This window comes from Burkholderia cepacia complex sp. TUM26381, from assembly GCF_057439935.1.
The window spans coordinates 583,241-604,581 of sequence record NZ_CM172008.1 but is presented as its reverse complement, the minus strand read 5'-3'; the positions used below and the strand labels follow the sequence as shown (position 1 = coordinate 604,581).

Sequence of the window (21,341 nt, the reverse complement as noted above, 5' to 3'; positions counted from 1 at the left end):
CGCGATGCTCTAATCTCAATATAACCCGATTCAAGAAGCAAGGCTGGCGGGCGCGCCGCGATTGGTCCTGAGGTCACGCGACGCGACAGTGAACCCGGTATGCGCCCGGCACAGGGCCTGCATGACGGACTGTCTTTGCCCGTCGGAATGAACGCACGGATTCACAAGTGACGTGCATTCAAATCAACGTTTGGCAGACAACGAAGGTTGAGTATGCTTCCCGATACAAAATTCAGGACTGTTACGGAAATTCTGCAGTTTCGCGGCAAGGTCGAACCGGAGAAGACGGCATTCATTTTTCTCGATAACGGCGAATCGGAACTCGCCCGACTCACGTATGGCGACCTGGACAAGCGCGCGCGCGGCATCGCCGCCAGCCTGCAGGAGATTGCGCAACCGGGCGATCGCGTCCTGCTGGTCTATCCGCCCGGGCTGGAATTCATCTGCGCGTGGGTGGGATGCCTGTACGCCGGCCTGATCGGCGTGCCCGCCTATCCGCCGCGCAGGAATCGTCCCGCCGATCGCCTCAAGTCGATCGTGGCCGACGCCGGGCCGGTCGTCGCGCTGACCGACGCAGCCACGCTCGGCGGCATCGCGCATCGCGCGGACGGTTATTCCGACACGCTGGAACTGCGGATCCTCGCGACCGATCGGGGCTTCGACGCACCGGCCGAGCAATGGCGCGCGCCGGACATCACGCCGCAGACGCTGGCGCTGCTGCAATACACATCGGGTTCCACCGGTACGCCCAAAGGCGTGATGATCAGTCATGCGAACATTCTGAGCAACATGGCGGTCATCGCCGAGGCCAGCGATGCCGATGCGTCGGCCGTGTTCGTGAGCTGGCTCCCGGTGTTTCACGACATGGGTTTCTTCGGGAAGGTGCTGTTGCCGATCTATCTCGGCGTGCTGTCGGTGCTGATGGCGCCGGCGGCGTTCGTGCAGAAACCGCACCGCTGGCTGAAAGCCATCACGAAGTATCGCGGCACGCATTGCGCGGCGCCGGATTTCGCGTACGACCTGTGCGCACGCAAGATTTCGGACGAAGCCCGCGAACAGCTGGATCTGGGCAGCTGGCGGGTGGCATTCAACGGCGCGGAACCGGTGCGTGCGGAATCGGTAGCGCGTTTTTCGCGCGCATTCGCATCGCGCGGCTTCCACGCGGAAACCATGCGCCCGGTCTACGGCATGGCCGAGGCGACGTTGTTCATCTCCGGCCAGCCGGCGCGCTCGCAGCCGCTCGTGGCCGACTTCGACGCCGACGATCTCGCGCAAGGCGTCGCGACCAGAAGCACGCACGGCAAGCGCCACGCGCTCGTCTCATGCGGCCGCGCCTGGGCGGGGCATCGCCTGCAGATCGTGAACCCGGAGACCGGTCAGCGCTGCCCGCCCGGCCGAATCGGAGAAATCTGGTTGACGGGCACGAGCGTCGGCGTCGGCTACTGGAACCGCGCCGAGGAAACGGAGCGCACCTTCCGCGCGAGGCTGGACGGCGATGACGCGCGCTACCTGCGCACGGGCGATCTCGGCTTCGTCGATGGCGAGCACCTCTTCGTCACCGGCCGCCTGAAAGACCTGATCATCGTCGCGGGCCGCAATCACTACCCGCAGGATCTCGAGCAATCGGCCGAGGCAAGCCACCCCGCGCTGGCGCCCGCCGCGTCAGCGGCGTTCTCGATCAACGTCGATAACGTGGAGCGGGTCGTCGTCGCCGCTGAAGTGCGCCGCGAAGCGCTCGCCACGCTGAATGCCGAAGCCGTCGCCACGGCGATCCGGCGCCAGCTCGCCGAAGTGCACGATGTCGATCTGTATGCGGCGATCCTGTTGAAACCCGCGACGATCCTGCGCACGTCCAGCGGGAAAATCCAGCGCAGCCGAATCCGGCAGGCCTTCGTCGATGAACAGGGGCTCGCGATCGCGGGCGAATGGCGGCGTTCGTTCTCCCGGGAGGCCGCACGCCCGGCCACCGCGGTGCGCGGCACGCAGGAACTGGTGCAGTGGTGCATCGAGCGGGTCGCGCATCTGTCGGGCATCGCGCCCGGCAAGCTCGACCCCGACGCGCCGTTCAGCACCTTCGGGCTCGATTCGAAAGACGCGATCCTGCTCTCGGGCGAGTTGCAGGACTGGCTCGGGCAGCCGGTCTCGCCTACCGTCGTCTACGATTTCCCGAGCATTGCGCTGCTGGCGCGCCATTTCTGCGGCGCCGGGCATGCGGCGTCGGACGACGCGCCCGTTGCCGCCGCACGCACGGATATCGCCATCGTCGGCATGGGATGCCGCTTCCCCGGCGCCCGTGATCCCGACGCATTCTGGCAGCGCCTGCTGGCAGGCCATGACGCGGTCGGCGCATCGAACGCGCGCGCCGGCGGCCTGCCGACCACGGGATTGCTGGACCAGGTCGATCAGTTCGATGCGGAATTCTTCGGCATCAGCGCCCGCGAGGCCGAAACGATGGACCCGCAGCAGCGCCTGCTTCTCGAGGTGGCGTGGGAGACGTTCGAGCACGCGGGGATCGTCCCCCGGCATCTCGCCGGCAGCCGCACCGCGGTCATCGTCGGCATCAGCAATTCCGACTACGTCCGGCTGGCGCAGGACGAAGACGCGGATGTCGGCCCGTATGTCGCGACCGGCAATGCGCTCAGCGTCGCCGCCAACCGCATTGCCTACATGCTCGATCTGCGCGGCCCGAGCTGGGCGGTCGACACCGCGTGTTCGTCGTCGCTCGTCGCGGTTCACCACGCGTGCTGCGCGCTGCAGCGCGGCGAGAGCGATGCAGCGCTTGCCGGCGGGGTCAACCTGATCCTGGCGCCGCAATTGAGCGCATCCTTCACGCAGGCGGGCATGCTGTCGCCGGATGGCCGCTGCAAGGCATTCGACGCGGATGCCAACGGCTATGTGCGCGGAGAAGGCGTGGGCATGGTGCTGCTCAAGCGTCTCGACGATGCGCTCGCGAACGGCGACACCGTGTTCGCCGTGATCCGCGGCTCGGCGGTGAACCAGGATGGCCGCAGCAACGGTCTGACCGCGCCGAACGGCCCGGCTCAGCAGGCCGTGATTCGCAGCGCGCTGCGCGATGCCGGCGTGCGGCCGCAGGACATCGGCTTCGTCGAGGCGCACGGAACGGGCACGCCGCTGGGCGACCCCATCGAGCTGAACGCGCTGACGGCCGTGCTGGGTGAATCGCGCCAGCCTGAAGCGCGCTGCTGGATCGGTTCGGTGAAGACCAACATCGGCCACCTGGAATCGGCAGCGGGCATCGCGAGCCTGATCAAGGCCACGCTGGCGCTGCACCATCGCGCCATTCCGCCGAACCTCCATTTCCGGTCGCTCAATCCGCATATCGCGCTCGACGACACGCCGTTCCGCATTCCGCAGCAGGTCGTGCCCTGGCATCCGGAACACGGGCCGCGCGTGGCCGGCGTGAGTTCGTTCGGCTTCGGCGGCACCAATGCGCACATGATCCTGTCCGAAGCGCCGCACGCCGGAGCGGTCGAAGACGACCCGGCGGCGCCCGCGACGCACGTCGTGACACTCTCCGCGCGCACGCCCGAAGCGTTGCAAGCGCTGGCGGCGTCCTATGCCGCGTATTTCGACGCCCATCCCGAGGTCCGCTTGCGAGAGGTCGCGTCGACGGCGAACACCGGGCGCACCCATTTCACGCGGCGGGCGGCCATCGTCGCATCGAGTCTCGGTGCGTTGCGTTCACGGCTGCATGCCGTGTCGGCCGGCGAGGCCGCCGACACACCGCCCGCAGTGACGTTTCACTTTTCCGCCGACGACGGCGCCAGCGCCGATGCGATTCGGCAATTGCGCGCGGCGAGCCCCGCTTTCAGCGCGCTGATGCAGCAGCAACCGGACGCGGCCGAGGCCGAGGCCGGCTTCACGGCATTCCAGCGCGCGCTCGCGCAACTGTGGATGTCCTTCGGCATCACGCCGGACGCCGTCAGCAGCGCGGGCGACGGGCATCGCGCCGTGGCCTCGCTGGCGGACGAGCCGCAGGCCCCGGACGGCGTGGCGGCGGGCACCCCTGGCATCGTCATCGAGATCGGCGCGCATGCGGCCGCCTGGGACGCGATCCTGCACACGCTCGCCGAGCTTTACGTGCGCGGCGCATCGGTCAACTGGCATGCCGTCGAGCAGCCCGCCCCGTCCCGCCGGCTCGCGCTGCCGACCTATCCGTTCGAGCGTCGCGGCTTCTGGCTCAACCCGCGCGCGCCCCGGCATCCGTTGCTCGGGCGCCGCATGGCGCAGCACGCGCATTTGCCCGGCACGTGGATCTGGGAGTCGAGTCTCGACGCGCCGGACACCGCCTTTCTCGCCGGTCATCGCGTGAAAGGGCCGCCCGTACTGCCCTATTCCGCCTATGTGGAAATGGCGCTGGCGGCCACCGCGGAGATCGGCGCCGACGGCCATACCACGCTGAAGGACCTCGCACTGCATGCGCCGTTGCCGCTGCATCCGCATGCATCGCGCGCCGTGCAGACCGTGCTGAGCCGCCAGTCCTGGGGGCCGTTTTCGTTTGCCGTCTATCACCGGATCGAGGACACGAGCGCTGCCGCGACATGGCAGATCTGCGCCAGTGCCGAAATTCACGAATCGGATCGGAGCCACGCATGAAATTCGGCCTGATGTTCTTCGCCAGCAGTGAAGAGGCGCTGTCCGGCAACAAGTACCAGCTCGTGATGGAGAGCGCGCGCTTCGCCGATGCGAACGGGTTCTCCAGCGTCTGGGTGCCGGAGCGCCATTTCACCGAATTCGGCTCGCTGTACCCGAATCCCGCCGTCCTTCACGCGGCCCTCGCCGCGGTCACCGGACGCGTGCAGCTGGTCGCGGGCAGCGTGGTCGCCGCGCTGCACAACCCGATCCGGATCGCGGAAGAGTGGTCGATGGTGGACAACCTGTCGAACGGCCGCGTGGGCGTGTCGTTCGCCTCCGGATGGAATCCGGACGACTTCGTGCTCGCGCCCGACAAATACGCGACCCGGCAGGACGACATGCTGACCACGCTGCGCACCGTCCGGAATCTGTGGCGGGGCGGATCGCTGAATGCGAACAATGGCGTCGGCAAGCCGGTGCAATTGCGCATCTACCCGACGCCGGTGCAGCCGGAACTGCCCGTCTGGGTGACCGCCGCCGGCAATCCGCAGACGTTCGTCCGCGCCGGCGAAGTCGGCGCCAACCTGCTGACCCACGTGCTCGACCAGGACCGGGACCAGCTCGCGCACAAGATCGCCCTCTACCGCGAGGCGCGCGCGAAGCACGGCTTCGACCCGGCGACCGGCACCGTGTCGGTGATGCTGCACACGTTCGTCGGCGACGATGCGACGCGGGTGCGCGAGCAGGCGCGCGCGCCGTTCTGCAACTACATCCGCAGCAATATCGGACTGCTGAACGGACTGGCGCAAAGCCGTGGCCAGTCGGTGGACGTGCGCGCGATGGGGGCGCGCGAACTGGACGAATTCGTCGAGTTTCTCTATGAACGCTTCGCGCAATCGCGCGGCCTCATCGGCACGCCGGAAACCTGCGTCGACCTGGTGCAGGACCTCGCGTCGATCGGCGTGGACGAAGTGGCATGCCTGCTCGATTTCGGTCCGCCGGTCGAGCTGATCCTGGGCAATCTTCCTCACCTGCGCCGGCTGCGGGAAATGTGCGCGCCCAAACGGCGCGCCGAGCCGGCGAGATTCGATGCCGCCGAGGTGCAGGCGCGCTGCACCGAAACGACGTCGGGCGCGGACTTCAATGGCGAAATCCGGCAGTACGGCGTGCAGATCGACGGCGTGTTCGATGCGATCCGGCAGATCTGGCGCACGGCCGGCGAGGCGCTGGGGAAAATCAGCCTGCCGGCCGACGCGCTGGCGTCGTCGCAATTTCAGGTGCACCCGGCGTTTCTCGATGCGTGCAGCCGCGTGCTCGCGGCCGCCATCGATCCGGACGCGCTGGAGGCCGGCGACCTGTACCTGCCCAGTTCGATCGGTGCGGTACGGGTTCATCAGCCGCCGTCGTCAGCGCAGGCGTGGAGTCACGCGACGCTGCGCAAGCCGGCCGGGCAACACGCGCTGGAGGGCGATATCCGCGTCCACGACCTCGCCGGCCGGCTGCTGATCGAGATCGATGCGCTGCGGTTGCAGCAGGTGCGCGCCGGGCGCGCGGTCGAGCGGCACGACTTCGCCGCCCTGCTTTATCGGCGAGTCTGGAGACCGTCGAGCGTCGAAGCGGCAACCGGCGCTTCGGCGCATGGCGAGTGGCTGATTCTCGCGGACCGCGGTGGCGTCGGCGCGCAACTGTCGGCCCTGCTGGAAAGCGCGGGCGATACGTGTGTGCTGCAGTTCGCCGACGCGAGCGCGGCGCTGCCCGCGCTCGACCGGCCGCTGAAGGGCGTCATCCATCTGTGGAGTCTCGATCTCGCGCCCGCCGATATCGCCGCGAGACGGCGCGCCAGCGCGAGCGTGCTGCAACTGGTCAGGGCGCTGGCGGCGCGCGCGCCGTCGGCCCGGCAGGCGCGTCTGTGGCTGGTGACGTCGGGTGCGATGAACGTGCTGGACGGCGAATCGACCGCCGTGGCGCAGGCGCCGCTGTGGGGGTTGGGCCGGGCGATCGCGGTGGAGCATGCGCCGCTGTGGGGCGGCCTGATCGACCTCGATCCCGCGCAGCCGTCGGCGACGGACATCGTGCAGGCGGTGCTGGCTGGCGGCCGTGAAGACATGATCGCGTTTCGCGGCGGACAGCGCCACGTCGCGCGCATCGCCCGCGACAATCGCGAATTCGTCAGCCACCGGCCGGTCAGGTTCCACCCTGACGCAACCTATCTGGTGACCGGCGGGCTCGGCGGGCTCGGCCTGCGGCTCGCGGCCTGGCTCGCCGGCAACGGCGCCGGCAAGGTCGTGCTGCTCGGGCGCAGCGAGCCTTCCGCCGCCGCCGAAAAGATCCTGCAGACGCTCGACGCCCGCTTCATTCGCGCCGATCTGTCGCGTCGCGAGGACGTCGCGGACGCGATCGGCGAAATCGCGCGTTCGATGCCGCCGCTCAAGGGGGTGTTTCACCTCGCCGGCACGCTCGACGATGCGCTGCTGACTCGCCAGGACGACGACTTCTTCCATCGCGCCGGCAGCGGCAAGGCCGATGGCGCGTGGTATCTGCACGAGCTGACGGCCGACCTGCCGCTCGACCATTTCGTGCTGTTCTCGTCGATGGCCGCGCTGATCACCATGCCGGGCCAGAGCAACTACGCGGCGGCGAACAGCTTCCTCGACGCCCTTGCGCAGCATCGGCGCGCGCAGGGAAAACCGGCACTCAGCGTCAACTGGGGCCCGTGGGCCGAGATCGGCCACGCCGCCACCGACTACGGACGGCGCGCGCATGAACAGCTGGGTGCGCTCGGCGTGGGCACGCTGTCGCCCGAACTGGCCATCGCGACCCTCGAACGGCTGATGGCGTCCGGCGTTGCCCAGTCCGGGGTCGCGCGCATCGACTGGCCGACGCTGTTCCGGGTCGATGCGCCGGCTGCCGGATCGGCGTTGTTTTCCGAGCTGGCGCAACCGGCCGCGCAGCCTGCGCAGCAGGAGACGGCATTGCTGCGCCAGCTGCATGCGTGCGCGTCGCGCGAGCGGCTCGAGCTCATCGCCGGCACGCTCGCGAAGATGCTGGCCGAGACGTTGCGTCTGCCCGGGCCGGACGCCATCGCGCCCGGGCAATCGCTGCTCGATCTCGGCCTGGATTCGCTGATCGCGCTCGAACTGACCGACCGTCTCACCAAGGTGTTCGGCAGGCCGTTTCGCGCGACGCTGTTCTTTTCCTATCCGAACCTGCAAGCGCTCGCCCAGTACGTGCTCGGCGAACTGTCACCGTCGCTCCCCGCGCCTGTCGTCGACGAAGCATCGGACGACCTCGACGAGGACGACCTTTCCGAACTGATCGCGCAGGAGATCGGCGCCCAATGAACGCCAAGGCCACGCATGCACTGAAAGCCGCGCTCGACGAACTGCGCCAGCGGCGCGCGGAAATCGCGGCGCTGCGCTCGGACCGCAATGAACCGATCGCCGTCATCGGCATGGCTTGCCGCTTCCCCGGCCGCAGCGATACGCCGGACGCGTTCTGGCAATTGCTCGACAACGCGCGCGATGCCGTCACCGAAGTGCCCGGCGAACGCTGGGACATCGATCGCTATTACGACCCCGATCCGTCCGCGCCCGGCAAGATGGCGACCCGCCACGGCGCGTTTCTCGAACGCGTCGATCAGTTCGATGCGGCGTTCTTCGGGATCGCGCCGCGCGAAGCGACCTATCTCGATCCGCAGCAACGGCTCCTGCTCGAAGTGGCCTGGGAGGCGCTCGAGAATGCCCATCTCGCGCCCGAGCGCTTCCGGCAGTCCGCCACGGGCGTGTACGTCGGCATTACCTGCTTCGACCATGCGATCCAGGTATCCAATGCGGCGATGCCGTCGAGCAGCTATGCCGGCACGGGCAGCGCGCTGAACATGGCCGCCGGCCGGCTGTCGTTCGTGCTGGGCCTCACCGGCCCGAGCATGGCGATCGATACGGCCTGCTCGTCGTCGCTGGTCTGCCTGCACCTCGCCTGCGAAAGCCTGCGCTCGCGCGAAACCGGCATGGCGCTCGCGGGCGGCGTCAACCTGATGCTGTCGCCCGAGGTCATGGTCAGTTTCTCGCAAGCGCGCATGCTGTCGCCGGACGGACGCTGCAAGACCTTCGACGCGTCGGCGGACGGCTACGTGCGCGGCGAAGGGTGCGGCATGGTCGTGCTCAAGCGCCTCGCCGACGCGCTCGCGGACGGCGACCGGGTGCTCGGCATCGTGCGTGGCACGGCGGTCGACCAGGGCGGCGGCGGCGGCGGGCTGACCGTGCCGAGCCGCGATTCGCAGGAACGGGTGATACGCCGCGCGCTGAACCAGGCTGGCCTCGCGCCGGGCGACGTCTCCTATGTCGAGGCCCACGGCACCGGGACTTCCCTCGGCGACCCGATCGAGGTCGAAGCGCTGGCGGGCGTCTACGGTCCCGGCCGCACGGCGAGCGAGCCGCTCGTGATCGGGTCGGTCAAGACCAATATCGGGCATCTCGAATCCGCGTCCGGCATCGCCGGCCTGATCAAGGTCCTGCTGTCGTTCGAGCACGACCGGATTCCGGCGCACCTGCATTTCACGCAACCCAATCCGCATACGCCGTGGCAGGCGATCCCGATCCGCGTCGCGGCCGATCCGGTCGCATGGCGTCGCGGCGAGCGCCGGCGAATCGCCGGGGTCAGCGCGTTCGGATTCAGCGGCACCAATGCGCACGCGATCGTCGAGGAACCGCCGGTCGCACCGGCGCACGCGGCGCAGCGCCAGTTGCTGCTGCTGTCGGCCAGATCCGAAGCGGCGCTGGCGGCGCTCGCGTTACGCTACGAGCGCACGATCGCCGGCGCGACGCCGCAGGAGCAGGCCGCCATCTGCCGCGCCGCCGCCACCGGAAGGAGTCACTATCCGTTTCGCGCGGCCTATGTGTCGGGCGGGCGGAGCGCGGCGGCGGCCGTGGCGCGCACGGGCAAGCCGTTGCGCCTGGGCGCCCTGTTCGGCGTGCCGGGCACCGGCGCCGCGCGCGCGCTCCACGCATCGGAACCGCTGTTTCGCGATGCCTTCGACCGTTGCGCGGTGCCGCTGGAGGCGCTCGATACCGACGCGGGCCGTTTCGCGGTCCAGTTCGCGTGGGCGGAACTGTGGAAGGGATGGGGCATCCGGCCGGCCGTCGTGTCGGGGCACGGCATCGGCGAATATGTGGCGGCCTGCGTGGCGGGTGTCGTGAGCATGGCCGACGCGCTGCGCCTCGTGGCCGCCCGCCGGGACGCCGACGCGTTGCGCGCTGCGCTTCATGACATGCCGCTCGCACGGCCGTCGGTCCGCCTGATTTCCGGCTGTCTCGGCGCGGAGGTGACCGACGAGGTGACGCACCCGCAGTACTGGCTGCAGCTTGCCGGTGCGCCGGATCAGGCCGACGCGCCGCACGTGCCGGAGGGGCTCGCCGACGGCTGGCTGCCGCCGCCGTGCGCCGGCGAGGCACTGGAGCACGCACTCGCGGCCCTGTACGTGCAGGGCGGGCAATTCGACTGGCACGCGCTGTTCCCGGCGCCGGCCCAGCCTGCCACGACCTTGCCGAACTATCCGTTCGAGCGGCAGCGTTTCAGCCTGGAGAAGATCCCGTCGCCCGTCGTCGGCATGGATGCCGGCAGCATCGACGCCGCGTTGCGGCACCTCAAGTCGTCCGGCAAATACCCGGAAGACGTGCTGAACCTCTTTCCGGACCTGCTCAGGGCCGCGTTCACCCCGGCCGAACCCGGCGCCCCGGCCGCGCCTCCGCTCTATCGCGTGGTGTGGGAGCAGCAAGCCGCGTTGCCGCCGGCCCGGCTCGCCGCCGACGCGTCTCCGTGGCTGATCTTCGCGGACGGAAGCGGGGTCGGCGAGCGGCTCGCCGCGCTGCTGCGCGCGCACGGCGCATCGTGCGCGCTGGTACGCCCCGGCCGCGACTATGGCGGTGGCGCGGAAGCGGGTTGGCAGGTCGCGCCCGAGCAGCCGGACCATTTCGTGCGCTTGCTGAACGAGACCGCCGCGCCCGGGCAGCGCATCGTCTTTTTATGGGCGCTGGACGAAGCCGTAGGCACGTCGCGCATGTCCACCGCGCTGCTGCATCTCGTGCACGCGCGGGCCGGCAGCGAGCGCGCCGGGACGCCTTCGATCGGGCCCAGGATCTCGGTGGTCACGCGCGACGCGGTGGAAGCCGGCGAAGCGCCCCGCGTCACCGGGCTCGCACAGGCTGCCTTGTCGGGCCTGGCACGCGGGGCGATGATCGAGCATCCGGAATGGTTCGGCACGGCGATCGATCTCGATCCGGCCGCGCCGGCGGACGAGACGCAGGCGCTGCTTCAGGAACTGCTCGGCGAGCACCGCGAAGAACAGGTGGCGTTGCGGCGCGACGTGCGCCATGTCGCACGCCTGAGCCCGCTCGCGCAAGCCGACACGGCCGCGCTGCGGGTCGATCCGGACGCGGCCTACCTGATCACCGGCGGGTTCGGCGCGCTCGGGCTGCACACCGCGCGATGGCTGGCGGCGCGCGGCGCGGGCACGCTGATCCTGGTCGGCCGTCAAGGGGCGGCGAGCGACGAGAGCCGGCAGGCGATCGCCGAGCTGCGCGAGCGCAATGTGTCACTGCGCTGCGAGCGCCTCGATATCGCGGATCCGGTGGCGGTCGCCGATTTCTTCGCCGCGCTGCAGCGCGACGGCGTGCCGCTGCGGGGCATCGTGCATGCGGCCGGCATCGTCGGCTACAAGCCGATCGTGCAGGTCGAGCGCGCGGAACTCGACGCGGTCCTGGCACCCAAGGTCGCCGGCGCGTGGCTGCTTCATCAGCACAGCGCGCCCTTCCCGCTCGATTTCTTCATCCTGTTTTCGTCGATCGCATCCGCATGGGGCTCGCGCGACCAGGCGCACTACAGCGCCGCGAACCGCTTCCTCGACGCGCTCGCGCATCATCGCCGCGCGCTGGGCCTGCCGGCCCTGAGCGTGAACTGGGGGCCCTGGGCGCAAGGCGGCATGACGTTCCCCGAGGCGGAAGCGCTGCTGCGGCGCGTCGGCATCCGGCCGCTGGCGGCGGATCGCGCGCTCGACCTGCTGGATCGCCTCCCCGCCGTGCCGCAGGCGGCGGTCGTCGATATCGACCTGGCGCTGTTCCAGGCCTCGTACGAGGCGCGCGGGCCCCGCCCCTTCCTCGACCGCGTGCGGGTGGCCGGCCCCGCCACGGGCGCGCAGGCGATGCCGGCATTGCGCGACGCATCGCCGCGCGAGCGCAAGCGTCTGCTGGCGGACAGCATCGACCGCGCAGTGGCCCAGGTGCTCGGCTACGAAACGGAGGCGCTGGATCGCAATCTCGGCTTCTTCGAGATGGGCATGGATTCGCTGATGGCGCTGGACGTGCGCACGCTCGTCGAAAAGGCGCTGGGCATCCCGTTGCCGGTCGCGCTGCTGTTCGATCATCCGACGGTCAACGCCCTCGCCGATTTCCTGGCGGAGCAGTCGTCCGGCACGACGCCGGACGCGCACGCGGCGCCGACGGAGGTCGTGCAGCCGCGGCCGGCCGTGGCGACCGTGGCGGCCCGCGAGACCGGTACGCCGGAGCCGATCGCGATCGTCGGCATGAGTTGCCGTTTTCCGGGCGCCGCGCACGACCTCGATGCCTACTGGCAGCTGTTGAACGACGGCGTGGATGCGATTTCCGAAGTGCCGCGCGAGCGCTGGGACGTCGACGCGTACTACGACCCCGATCCGGAAGCGCCGGGGCGCTTGTACTGCCGCTTCGGCGGTTTCCTCGACGACGTCGACCAGTTCGATCCTGCCTTCTTCCGTATCACGCCGCGCGAAGCGGCCGCGATGGACCCGCAGCAGCGCCTGTTGCTCGAAGTCAGTCACGAAGCGCTGGAGCATGCCGGGATTCCCGTCGACGGGCTCAAGGGCAGCCGGACCGGCGTCTTCGTCGGCATCACCACCAACGACTACGCGAACCTGCAGCTTCGCAACGGCGGCGGCAGCGGCATCGACGGCTATTTCTTCACCGGCAATCCGCTCAACACGGCGGCCGGCCGCATCTCCTATGGACTGGGCGTGCAGGGACCGAGCATGGCGATCGACACCGCCTGCTCGTCGTCGCTCACCGCGATCCATCTCGCCAGCCAGAATCTGCGAAGCGGCGAATGCGATCTCGCGATCGCGGGCGGCGTCAACCTGATCCTCTCGCCGGACAACTCCATTGCCGTGTCGCGCACGCGGGCGCTGGCGCCGGACGGCCGCTGCAAGACCTTCGACGCGGCGGCGGACGGCTTCGTGCGCAGTGAAGGCTGCGGCGCGCTGGTGCTCAAGCGCCTGTCCGATGCGCTCGCCGCAGGCGATCGCGTGCTGGCCGTGCTGCGTGGTTCGGCCGTCAACCACGACGGCGCATCGAGCGGGTTTACCGCACCGAACGGCCGCGCGCAGGAAGCCGTCATCCGCCAGGCGCTGGGCGGGCTGCCCGCCGCGTCCATCGATTACGTGGAAGCGCACGGCACCGGCACCCCGCTCGGCGATCCCGTCGAGGTGCAGGCGCTGGCGACGGTATTCGGCGAAGGCCGTGACGCGAGCCGGCGGCTGCGCGTCGGCTCGGTGAAGACCAACATCGGCCACACGGAATCCGCCGCCGGCATCGCGGGGGTCATCAAGGTCGTGCTGTCGCTGAACCACGGCCGCCTGCCCGCCCACCTGCATCTGCGCCGCCCGAACCCGCTGGTGCAGTGGGACGCGCTGCCCGTCGAGATCTGCACCGAGGCGAGCGCGTGGCCGCGCGGCGAGCGGCCACGGCGAGCCGGCGTGAGCGCGTTCGGCGCGAGCGGCACCAATGCGCACGTGGTGCTGGAAGAAGCCCCCGTGCCGGCGCAACGGGCGACACCGTCGAGACACAAGGTGCATCCGTTGGTGCTGTCGGGCAAGACGCCGGCGGCGTTGCGCGAGCTGGCCGGGCGCTATCAGCGGCGGCTCGAAGCCGAACCGGGTCTCGATATCGCGGCCGTGGCGTTTTCTGCGGCGGCCGGCCGCTCGCCTTTCTCACACCGGCTGGCGCTGCCGGTGACGTCCGTCGAGGACGCCATCGACAAGCTGCGCGCCTTCCAGGCCAAGGAGCCTGCGGGCGCGGTGCAGCCCGCGCCGCGCGTGAAGATGGCGTTCCTGTTCACCGGTCAGGGCTCGCAATACGCCGGCATGGGCCGCCGCCTGTATGACGCGTATCCGGTGTTCCGCGACGCCGTCGACCGCTGCCGCGCGGTGGCCGATCCGCTGCTCGACAAGCCGTTGCTCGAGGTGCTGTCCGCGCCGTCCGAGGACATCCACCAGACCGGCTACAGCCAGCCGGCCCTGTTCTCGCTGCAGTACGCGCTCACCACGTTGCTGGCGTCGTTCGGCGTGGTGCCCGACGCCGTGATGGGGCACAGCGTCGGCGAGTACGCGGCGGCTTGCGCGGCCGGCGTCTTCTCGCCGGAAGACGGCCTGCGGCTGATCGCCGAACGCGGCCGGTTGATGCAGGCATTGCCCCGCGACGGCGAGATGGCGGCGATTTTCACCGACCTCGCCACGGTCGAGCGCGCGATCGAAGCCTGTCCGCACGAGGTCGCGGTGGCGGCCGTCAACGGGCCGGCCAGCATCGTGATTTCCGGCAAGCGCGAGCGCATCGCACGGCTGGTCGACGCGTTTGCCGCGCAGGGCATCCGGTCCGTGCCGCTCAACACGTCGCACGCGTTTCACTCGCCGCTGCTCGAGCCGATGCTGAACAGCTTCCAGGCCGCGGCGAAAGCCGTGCCCGTCGCGCGCCCGGCCATCCCGTTCTATTCGAATCTCACGGGCGCCGCGATGGACGAGGCGCCCACCGACGCGTACTGGCGCCGCCACTGCCGGGAGCCGGTGCAGTTCGCAAGCAGCGTCGAGCGCCTCGCCGAAGCCGGTTTCAACGTGCTGGTCGAAATCGGTCCCAAGCCGGTGCTCGTCAACCTGGCCCGCGCGTGCTGCGCGCCGGATGCCGGGATCCAGTTCCTGGCCCTGCAGCGGCCGCAAGTCGAGCAGCAAGCGCTGATCGAAACGCTGTCGAGCCTTTATGCCCGGGGCGTCGATGTCGCCTGGGCCGCAACCGAAACACCCGCGCCCATGCGCGTCGCATTGCCGTCCTATCCCTTCCAACGCAGCCGTACCTGGTTTCAGAAAGCGGACACGTCCATGACTCAGACAAGCGCATCACCCATCGCTGCAACGCCGACCCACGACCGTAGCGGCGAGGTTCTCGAATGGCTTCGCGGCAAGATCGGCGAATTGATCCAGGCCGATCCCGCCACCATCAACATCGACCTGCCGTTCCTGGAAATGGGCGCCGACTCGATCGTGCTGATCGAGGCCATCCGGCACATCGAGAAACAGTACGGCGTGAAGCTGGCCATGCGTCGCTTCTTCGAAGACCTGGCGACGGTGCAGGCGCTCGCCGAGTATGTCGCGGACAATCTGCCGGCGGCCGCCGCGCCGTCCGAGGCCGAGGCCGTGGTCGCGACCGTGGGCGAGCCGTCCGCGGTGGCGCTCGCGCCATCCGCGGAGGTGCCGGCGCCGCTCGCCGCCGCGCCGGCGGAATGGGTGGCGGCCGAAGGCGGCTCCACGGTCGAGCGCGTGTTGCTGGAACAGAATCAGTTGCTGTCGCGCGTCATGAGCCAGCAGATGGAGCTGCTGCGCACGTCGCTGACCGGCCACGCCGACGTCCGGCCGGCGACGGTCGCCGCGCAAGCCGTCGCGAACGTCGCGAACGTTGCGAACGTCGCGGCCAAGGCCGCGACCGCGGTGCCGGCCGCCGCGCCCGCAGCGAAGCCCGCGCCGGCACCTGCGGCCGCGACCGACAACCGGCCGCCCAAGCCGATGATGCCGTGGGGCAGCCCGGTCGAACAGCGGGCGCGCGGCTTGTCCGCCGTACAGCAGGAGCATCTCGAAGCGCTGATCGCGCGCTACACGACGCGTACCCGGAAATCGAAGGAATCGGTGCAGGCGTCCCGCCCGGTGCTGGCCGACAGCCGGGCCACGGTCGGCTTCCGCTTTTCGACCAAGGAGATGCTGTATCCGATCGTCGGCGAGCGCGCGGCCGGTTCGCGGCTGTGGGACATCGACGGCAACGAGTACATCGATTTCACGATGGGCTTCGGCGTGCATCTGTTCGGCCACACGCCGGATTTCATCCAGCATCAGGTCAGCCGCGAATGGCAACGCCCGCTCGAACTGGGCGCACGCTCCAGCCTCGTCGGCGAAGTGGCCGCGCGCTTTGCCCGCGTCACCGGCCTCGATCGCGTCGCGTTCTCGAACACCGGTACCGAGGCGGTCATGACCGCGATGCGGCTCGCGCGCGCCGTGACCGGGCGCGACAAGATCGTGATGTTCACGCATTCGTATCACGGCCATGCCGACGGCACGCTCGCCGCGGCGAACGCGGAAGGCGTCACGGAAACCATCGCCCCCGGCGTGCCGTTCGGCTCGGTCGAGAACATGATCCTGCTCGACTACGGCAGCGACGCCGCGCTCGAGGCCATTCGCGGCATGGCGTCGACCCTGGCGGCCGTGATGGTGGAGCCGGTGCAGAGCCGCAACCCGTCCCTGCAGCCCGTCGCGTTTCTCAAGGAACTGCGCCGCATCACCGAAGAGGCCGGTGTCGCGCTGATCTTCGACGAAATGATCACCGGCTTCCGCGTCCATCCGGGCGGCTCGCAGGCCATGTTCGGCATCCGGGCCGATCTCGCGACGTACGGCAAGATCATCGGCGGCGGCCTGCCGCTGGGCGTCATCGCCGGCACCACCCGCTTCATGGACGCCATCGACGGCGGCATGTGGACCTACGGCGACCACTCGTTCCCGGTCGCGGACCGCACCGCGTTCGGCGGCACGTTCTGCCAGTACCCGCTGGCGATGGCGGCCGCGCTGGCCGTGCTGGAGAAGATCGAACAGGAAGGCCCGGCGCTGCAGGCCGCGCTCAACGAACGGACCGCGCAAATCGCAGGCACGTTGAATGCGTTCTTCGTGGAGGCCGAGGCGCCGATCAAGGTCACGTGGTTCGGCTCGATGTTCCGTTTCGAATTCACCGAGAACCTGGACCTGTTCTTCTATCACATGCTCGAAAAGGGCATCTACATCTGGGAATGGCGCACCTGCTTCCTCTCCACCGCGCATACGGATGCCGATGTCGACCGGTTTATCCGCGCGGTGAAGGACAGCGTCGCCGACCTGCGCCGGGGCGGCTTCATCCGGCCGCACTCGAAGCACGGCACGGTCGCCGCGCTGAGCGAAGCGCAACGCCAGCTGTGGGTGTTGTCGGAAATCGATCCCGAAGGCTCGCTGGCCTACAACGTCAACACCACCCTCGAACTGAAGGGCCGGCTCGACGAGGCCGCGATGCGCGCCGCCGTCCAGGGCCTGGTCGATCGACACGAGGCGCTGCGCACGACGGTGACGCCGGACGGGTCGGGCCAGATCGTGCATCCGTCGCTGACGCTGCGGATTCCGCTGATCGACGCGGACCAGGACGCGTGGCGGGACCAGGAAAGCCGCGAGCCGTTCGATCTGGTGAACGGCCCGCTCTTTCGCGCCGCGCTCGTGCGCGTCGACAGCGAACGTCACCTGCTGGTGATGACGGCCCATCACATCATCTGTGACGGCTCGACGTTCGGCATCCTGCTCGAGGATCTGGCCCGCGCGTATGCCGGCGCCGCGCCGGCTGCGGCGCCGCTCCAGTTTCGCGAATACCTGAAGCAGCTCGACACCCAGCGCCACAGCCCGGAAACGAAGGCGAATCGCGCGTACTGGCTCGCGCAGTGCGAGCGCCAGGCCGCACCGTTGAACCTTCCGGCCGACTACCCGAGGCCCGCGGTGAAGACGTTTCACGGCAAGCGCGTGTCGCTGCATCTGGACGCGGCGGCGGCCGCGCCGCTGCGCACCGCCGCCCGTCAGAACGGCTGCACGCTCTACATGGTGCTGCTTGCCGGCTTCAACCTGTTCCTGCACCGCATCGCCGGCCAGCAAGAGATTGTCACCGGCATCCCGGTGACCGGCCGTTCCGTGGCCGGCAGCGATCGCCTCGCCGGCTACTGCACGCATCTGCTGCCGCTGCGCTCCACGCTGCCCGAGCAGGCCACCGTGGCCAGCTTCCTGGCCGGCACCCGGCAGAACCTGCTCGACGCGCTCGAGCACCAGGACTATCCGTTCGCCGAGCTGGTCCGCGAAATCGGCGCGCAGCGCGATCTCAACGCCGCCCCGCTGGTATCGGCGGTCTTCAATCTGGAGCCCGTGTCGGCACTGCCCGGCCTGCCGGGCCTGACGGTCGGCCTGGTCGCCCCGCTGATCCGCCACACCGCGTTCGATTTGAACGTCAACGTCCTCGACTCGGGGCAGGCACTCCTGATCGATTGCGACTACAACACCGATCTGTTCGACGAGAGCACCGTGGAGCGTTTCCTCGCGATCTACCGGACCCTGCTCGCCCGTCTCGCGGACGATGCGTCGGCCGTCGTTGCCCGGCTGCCGTTGACGAGCGAAGCGGAGCGGAACCTGCTGACCGTCGAGTGGAACCGGACCGCGACGGAGTTCGGCGAGGCCGCCGCGCAACCGCTGCACCGCCTGTTCGAACAGCAGGTCGCGCGCACGCCCGATGCCGTCGCCGCCGTCTATGACGACGCCACGCTCTCCTACGCCGAACTCAACCTGCGCGCCAACCGCCTCGCGCACCGGCTCATCGCGCTCGGCGTCGGGCCCGACGCCCTCGTCGGCGTCGCCATGGAGCGCTCGCTCGACATGATCGTCTCGCTCCTCGCGGTCCTCAAGGCCGGCGGCGCTTACGTCCCCGTCGACCCAGACTATCCCGCCGAGCGCGTGCGCTTCATGATCGAGCACGCGCAGTTGCGCTGGCTCCTCACCCAGCAACATCTGCGCGCCGCGCTGCCCGATACCGATGCCGCCCTGATCGTCGTCGATTCCAACGAACTCGGCCTCGATCTCGACGCCGTGGCCAACCCCGAGCCCGATCTGAACGGCGACAACCTCGCCTACATGATCTACACGTCCGGTTCCACCGGCCGCCCCAAGGGCGCGCTCAACACCCATCGCGCGATCACCAACCGCATCCTCTGGATGCAGCACGCCTACTCGCTCGACGCCGACGACGCCGTCCTGCAGAAGACCCCGTTCAGCTTCGACGTCTCCGTCTGGGAATTCTTCTGGCCGCTCGTCACCGGTGCGCGACTCGTGTTCGCCCGACCCGGCGGACAGCGCGAGACCGACTATCTGGCCGCGCTCATCGAGCGCGAGCGGATCACCACGATCCACTTCGTGCCGTCGATGCTGCGCGCCTTCCTCGACCATCCGGACCTCGACGCGCACTGCACGTCGCTGCGCCGCGTCGTGTGCAGCGGCGAGGCGCTGCCCTACGACCTGCAGCAGCGCTGCTTCGAGCGCCTGGACGTCGGGCTGTACAACCTCTACGGCCCCACGGAGGCCGCTGTCGACGTGAGCGCATGGGAATGCCGGCGAGACGACCCGCACCGCATCGTCCCGATCGGCCGCCCCATCGCCAATGCCCGCCTTCATATCGTGGACGCGCAGATGCAGCCCACGCCGCTCGGCGTGGCGGGCGAACTGCTGATCGGCGGCACGCCGGTCGGGCTCGGCTATCACGGCGAACCGGAACTGAGCGCGGAGAAGTTCATCGCCGATCCGTTCTCGACCGACCCGCAGGCGCGCCTTTACCGTACCGGCGATCTCGCGCGCTACCGCCCCGACGGCAACATCGAATTCCTCGGCCGCATCGATCACCAGATCAAGCTGCGTGGCCTGCGCATCGAGCCCGGTGAAATCGAGGCGGTACTGACCTCGCACCCGCTGGTCGACGCCGCCGTCGTGGCGGTGCGCGGCGTGGACGACGGCGCGAAACTCGTCGCATGGCTGTGCGCGTCGCACCCCGAAGCCGAACTGATCGAAGCGGTACGCGGCCATCTGCAGCAGCGGTTGCCGGATTACATGGTGCCGTCGGCGTTCGTCGTCGTGACCGCGTTCGAGACCCTGCCCAACGGCAAGCTCGATCGCGCCAGGCTGCCCGAACCCGGCGACGGCCCGGACCACGTTGCGCCCGCCAACGCGCTCGAAGCGCAGTTGACGGCCATCTGGCAGGAAGTGCTCGGCCAGGCCCGCATCAGTACGACCGCCAATTTCTTCGAGCTGGGCGGCAATTCGCTGTCCGCGACGAAGGTCGTCGCACGCATCCGTCGCGATCTGCAGGCGAAACTGGAAATTCGCAGCCTGTTCGCGCACCCCACCATTTCGGGCCTCGCGAAGCGCATCGCCGATACGCAGCCGATCGATTACGTGCCCGTGACGCCGCTGCCGGCGCAGACGCACTACGAACTCTCTCCCGCCCAGACCCGGCTGTGGGTCCAGGATCGCCTCAATGCGGGGCAGGCCGGCGGGCCGCTGCCCACGTCCCTGCTGTTCGAGGGCGTGCTCGACGTGGATGCGCTCGTGCGTGCGTTCCGCGCGCTGAGCGAACGTCACGAGATCCTGCGCACGCGTTTCGTGCTGGCAGGCAATCAGCCGGTCCAGCAGGTGCTGCCGCCCGGCGAAGCGGCCTTCCCGGTCGAGGTCGTCAATCTGCAGGATGCCGAGGACCGGGACGCCCAGGTCATCTCGATCTACGAGAGCGAACGGCTCGCGCCGATGGATCTCGCCGCCGGCCCGCTCTTCCGCGTCAAGCTGCTCAGGTTGTCCGAAGTCCGGCACGTCTGCCTCTGCACGATGCATCACATCGTGAGCGACGGCTGGTCCACGGAGGTGCTGCTCGACGACCTGTCGAAGCTCTATGACGCGTTCGTCCAGCGTCGGGACAATCCGCTGCCCGCCCTCTCGATCCAGTACAAGGATTACGCCGGCTGGCTGAACCGCCTGCTCGCCGGGCCGGACGGCGCCCGCATGAAGGACTACTGGCTGGCCAAGCTGGGCGGCGGCCTGCGCGCGCTGGCACTGCCGGGCGACGTCGAGCAGCCGGCTGCGCCGAGCTGGAAAACCTGGCGGTTCGAACTGCCCGCCGCCGAGACGGCGGCGCTCGATGCGCTCGGCAAGCGTCACGGCGCGACCTTGTTCGTCGCGCTGCTGTCCGCCATCAAGGCGCTGTTCTACCGCCGTTCCGGCCAGGAGGACATCGTCGTCGGCACGCCGGTCGCGGGCCGCGAGCTGCCCGAACTCGAGGCGCAGGTCGGCCCCTACCTGAACGTGCTCGCGCTGCGCGATCGCGTCGCCGGCGACGACCGTTTCGACACGCTGCTGACCCGGGTGCGGGACACCACCCTCGAAGCGTTCTCCCATCCGCTGTATCCGCTGGATCGCCTGCTCGACGAACTGCACGTCAAACGCGTTGCGGGACGCAACCCGCTCTTCGACATCGGCCTGACGCTGCAGAACCAGCGCGAGGGCGCCGTCGATCGCTATGCGGGACAAGTGCACATTGCCGAGCGGCCGGACCACGATCCGCAACGCGCGGACACGGAAGCCGCGACGGACTTCTGGTTCCTGGCCGAGCCGCGCGCCGAGGGCCTCGCGATCAGCGTCGTCTATCACGCGGGGCGGTTCAGCGAGGCCCTGGTGCAAGGCCTTGCCGACGCGCTGACGTCCGTCATCGGCGAAGTGCTCGCCGATCCGGGTGTTCGCATCCGGAACCTGACCTTGGGACAACCTGCGCTGCACGCCGAAACCCGTCAGCCGACCGTCGAACTCAGCGCATTCTAAG

3 protein-coding genes are annotated in these 21,341 nt (G+C 69.3%); all 3 read left to right on the top strand.

Annotated features, from left to right (window positions below; translation table 11 throughout):
- The first annotated feature begins 213 nt into the window (after positions 1 to 213).
- From ACWMMN_RS34695 to ACWMMN_RS34685, 3 genes are read left to right on the top strand one after another with little or no spacing between them, the layout of a single operon-like run.
- Positions 214 to 4,617 (top strand): beta-ketoacyl synthase N-terminal-like domain-containing protein, encoded by a 4,404-nt coding sequence (locus ACWMMN_RS34695; RefSeq protein ID WP_486424472.1) that lies wholly within the window; start codon positions 214 to 216, stop codon positions 4,615 to 4,617.
- A complete protein-coding gene (locus tag ACWMMN_RS34690; RefSeq protein WP_486424471.1) occupies positions 4,614 to 7,937 on the top strand; it encodes a type I polyketide synthase in 3,324 nt (1,107 codons plus the stop codon). Before ACWMMN_RS34695 ends, ACWMMN_RS34690 begins: the two co-directional genes overlap by 4 nt.
- The gene (locus ACWMMN_RS34685) at positions 7,934 to 21,340 is read left to right on the top strand and encodes an amino acid adenylation domain-containing protein (protein WP_486424470.1); all 13,407 of its coding nucleotides are present in this window, start codon (positions 7,934 to 7,936) and stop codon (positions 21,338 to 21,340) included. The genes ACWMMN_RS34690 and ACWMMN_RS34685 overlap by 4 nt, the downstream gene beginning before the upstream one ends.
- Position 21,341 lies beyond the last annotated feature (1 nt).

Excerpts from the sequence above, each read along its gene's own strand:
- ACWMMN_RS34695 (WP_486424472.1), top strand. The coding sequence starts at position 214 with ATGCTTCCCGATACAAAATTCAGGACTGTTACGGAAATTCTGCAGTTT.
- ACWMMN_RS34690 (WP_486424471.1), top strand. The coding sequence starts at position 4,614 with ATGAAATTCGGCCTGATGTTCTTCGCCAGCAGTGAAGAGGCGCTGTCC.
- ACWMMN_RS34685 (WP_486424470.1), top strand. The coding sequence starts at position 7,934 with ATGAACGCCAAGGCCACGCATGCACTGAAAGCCGCGCTCGACGAACTG.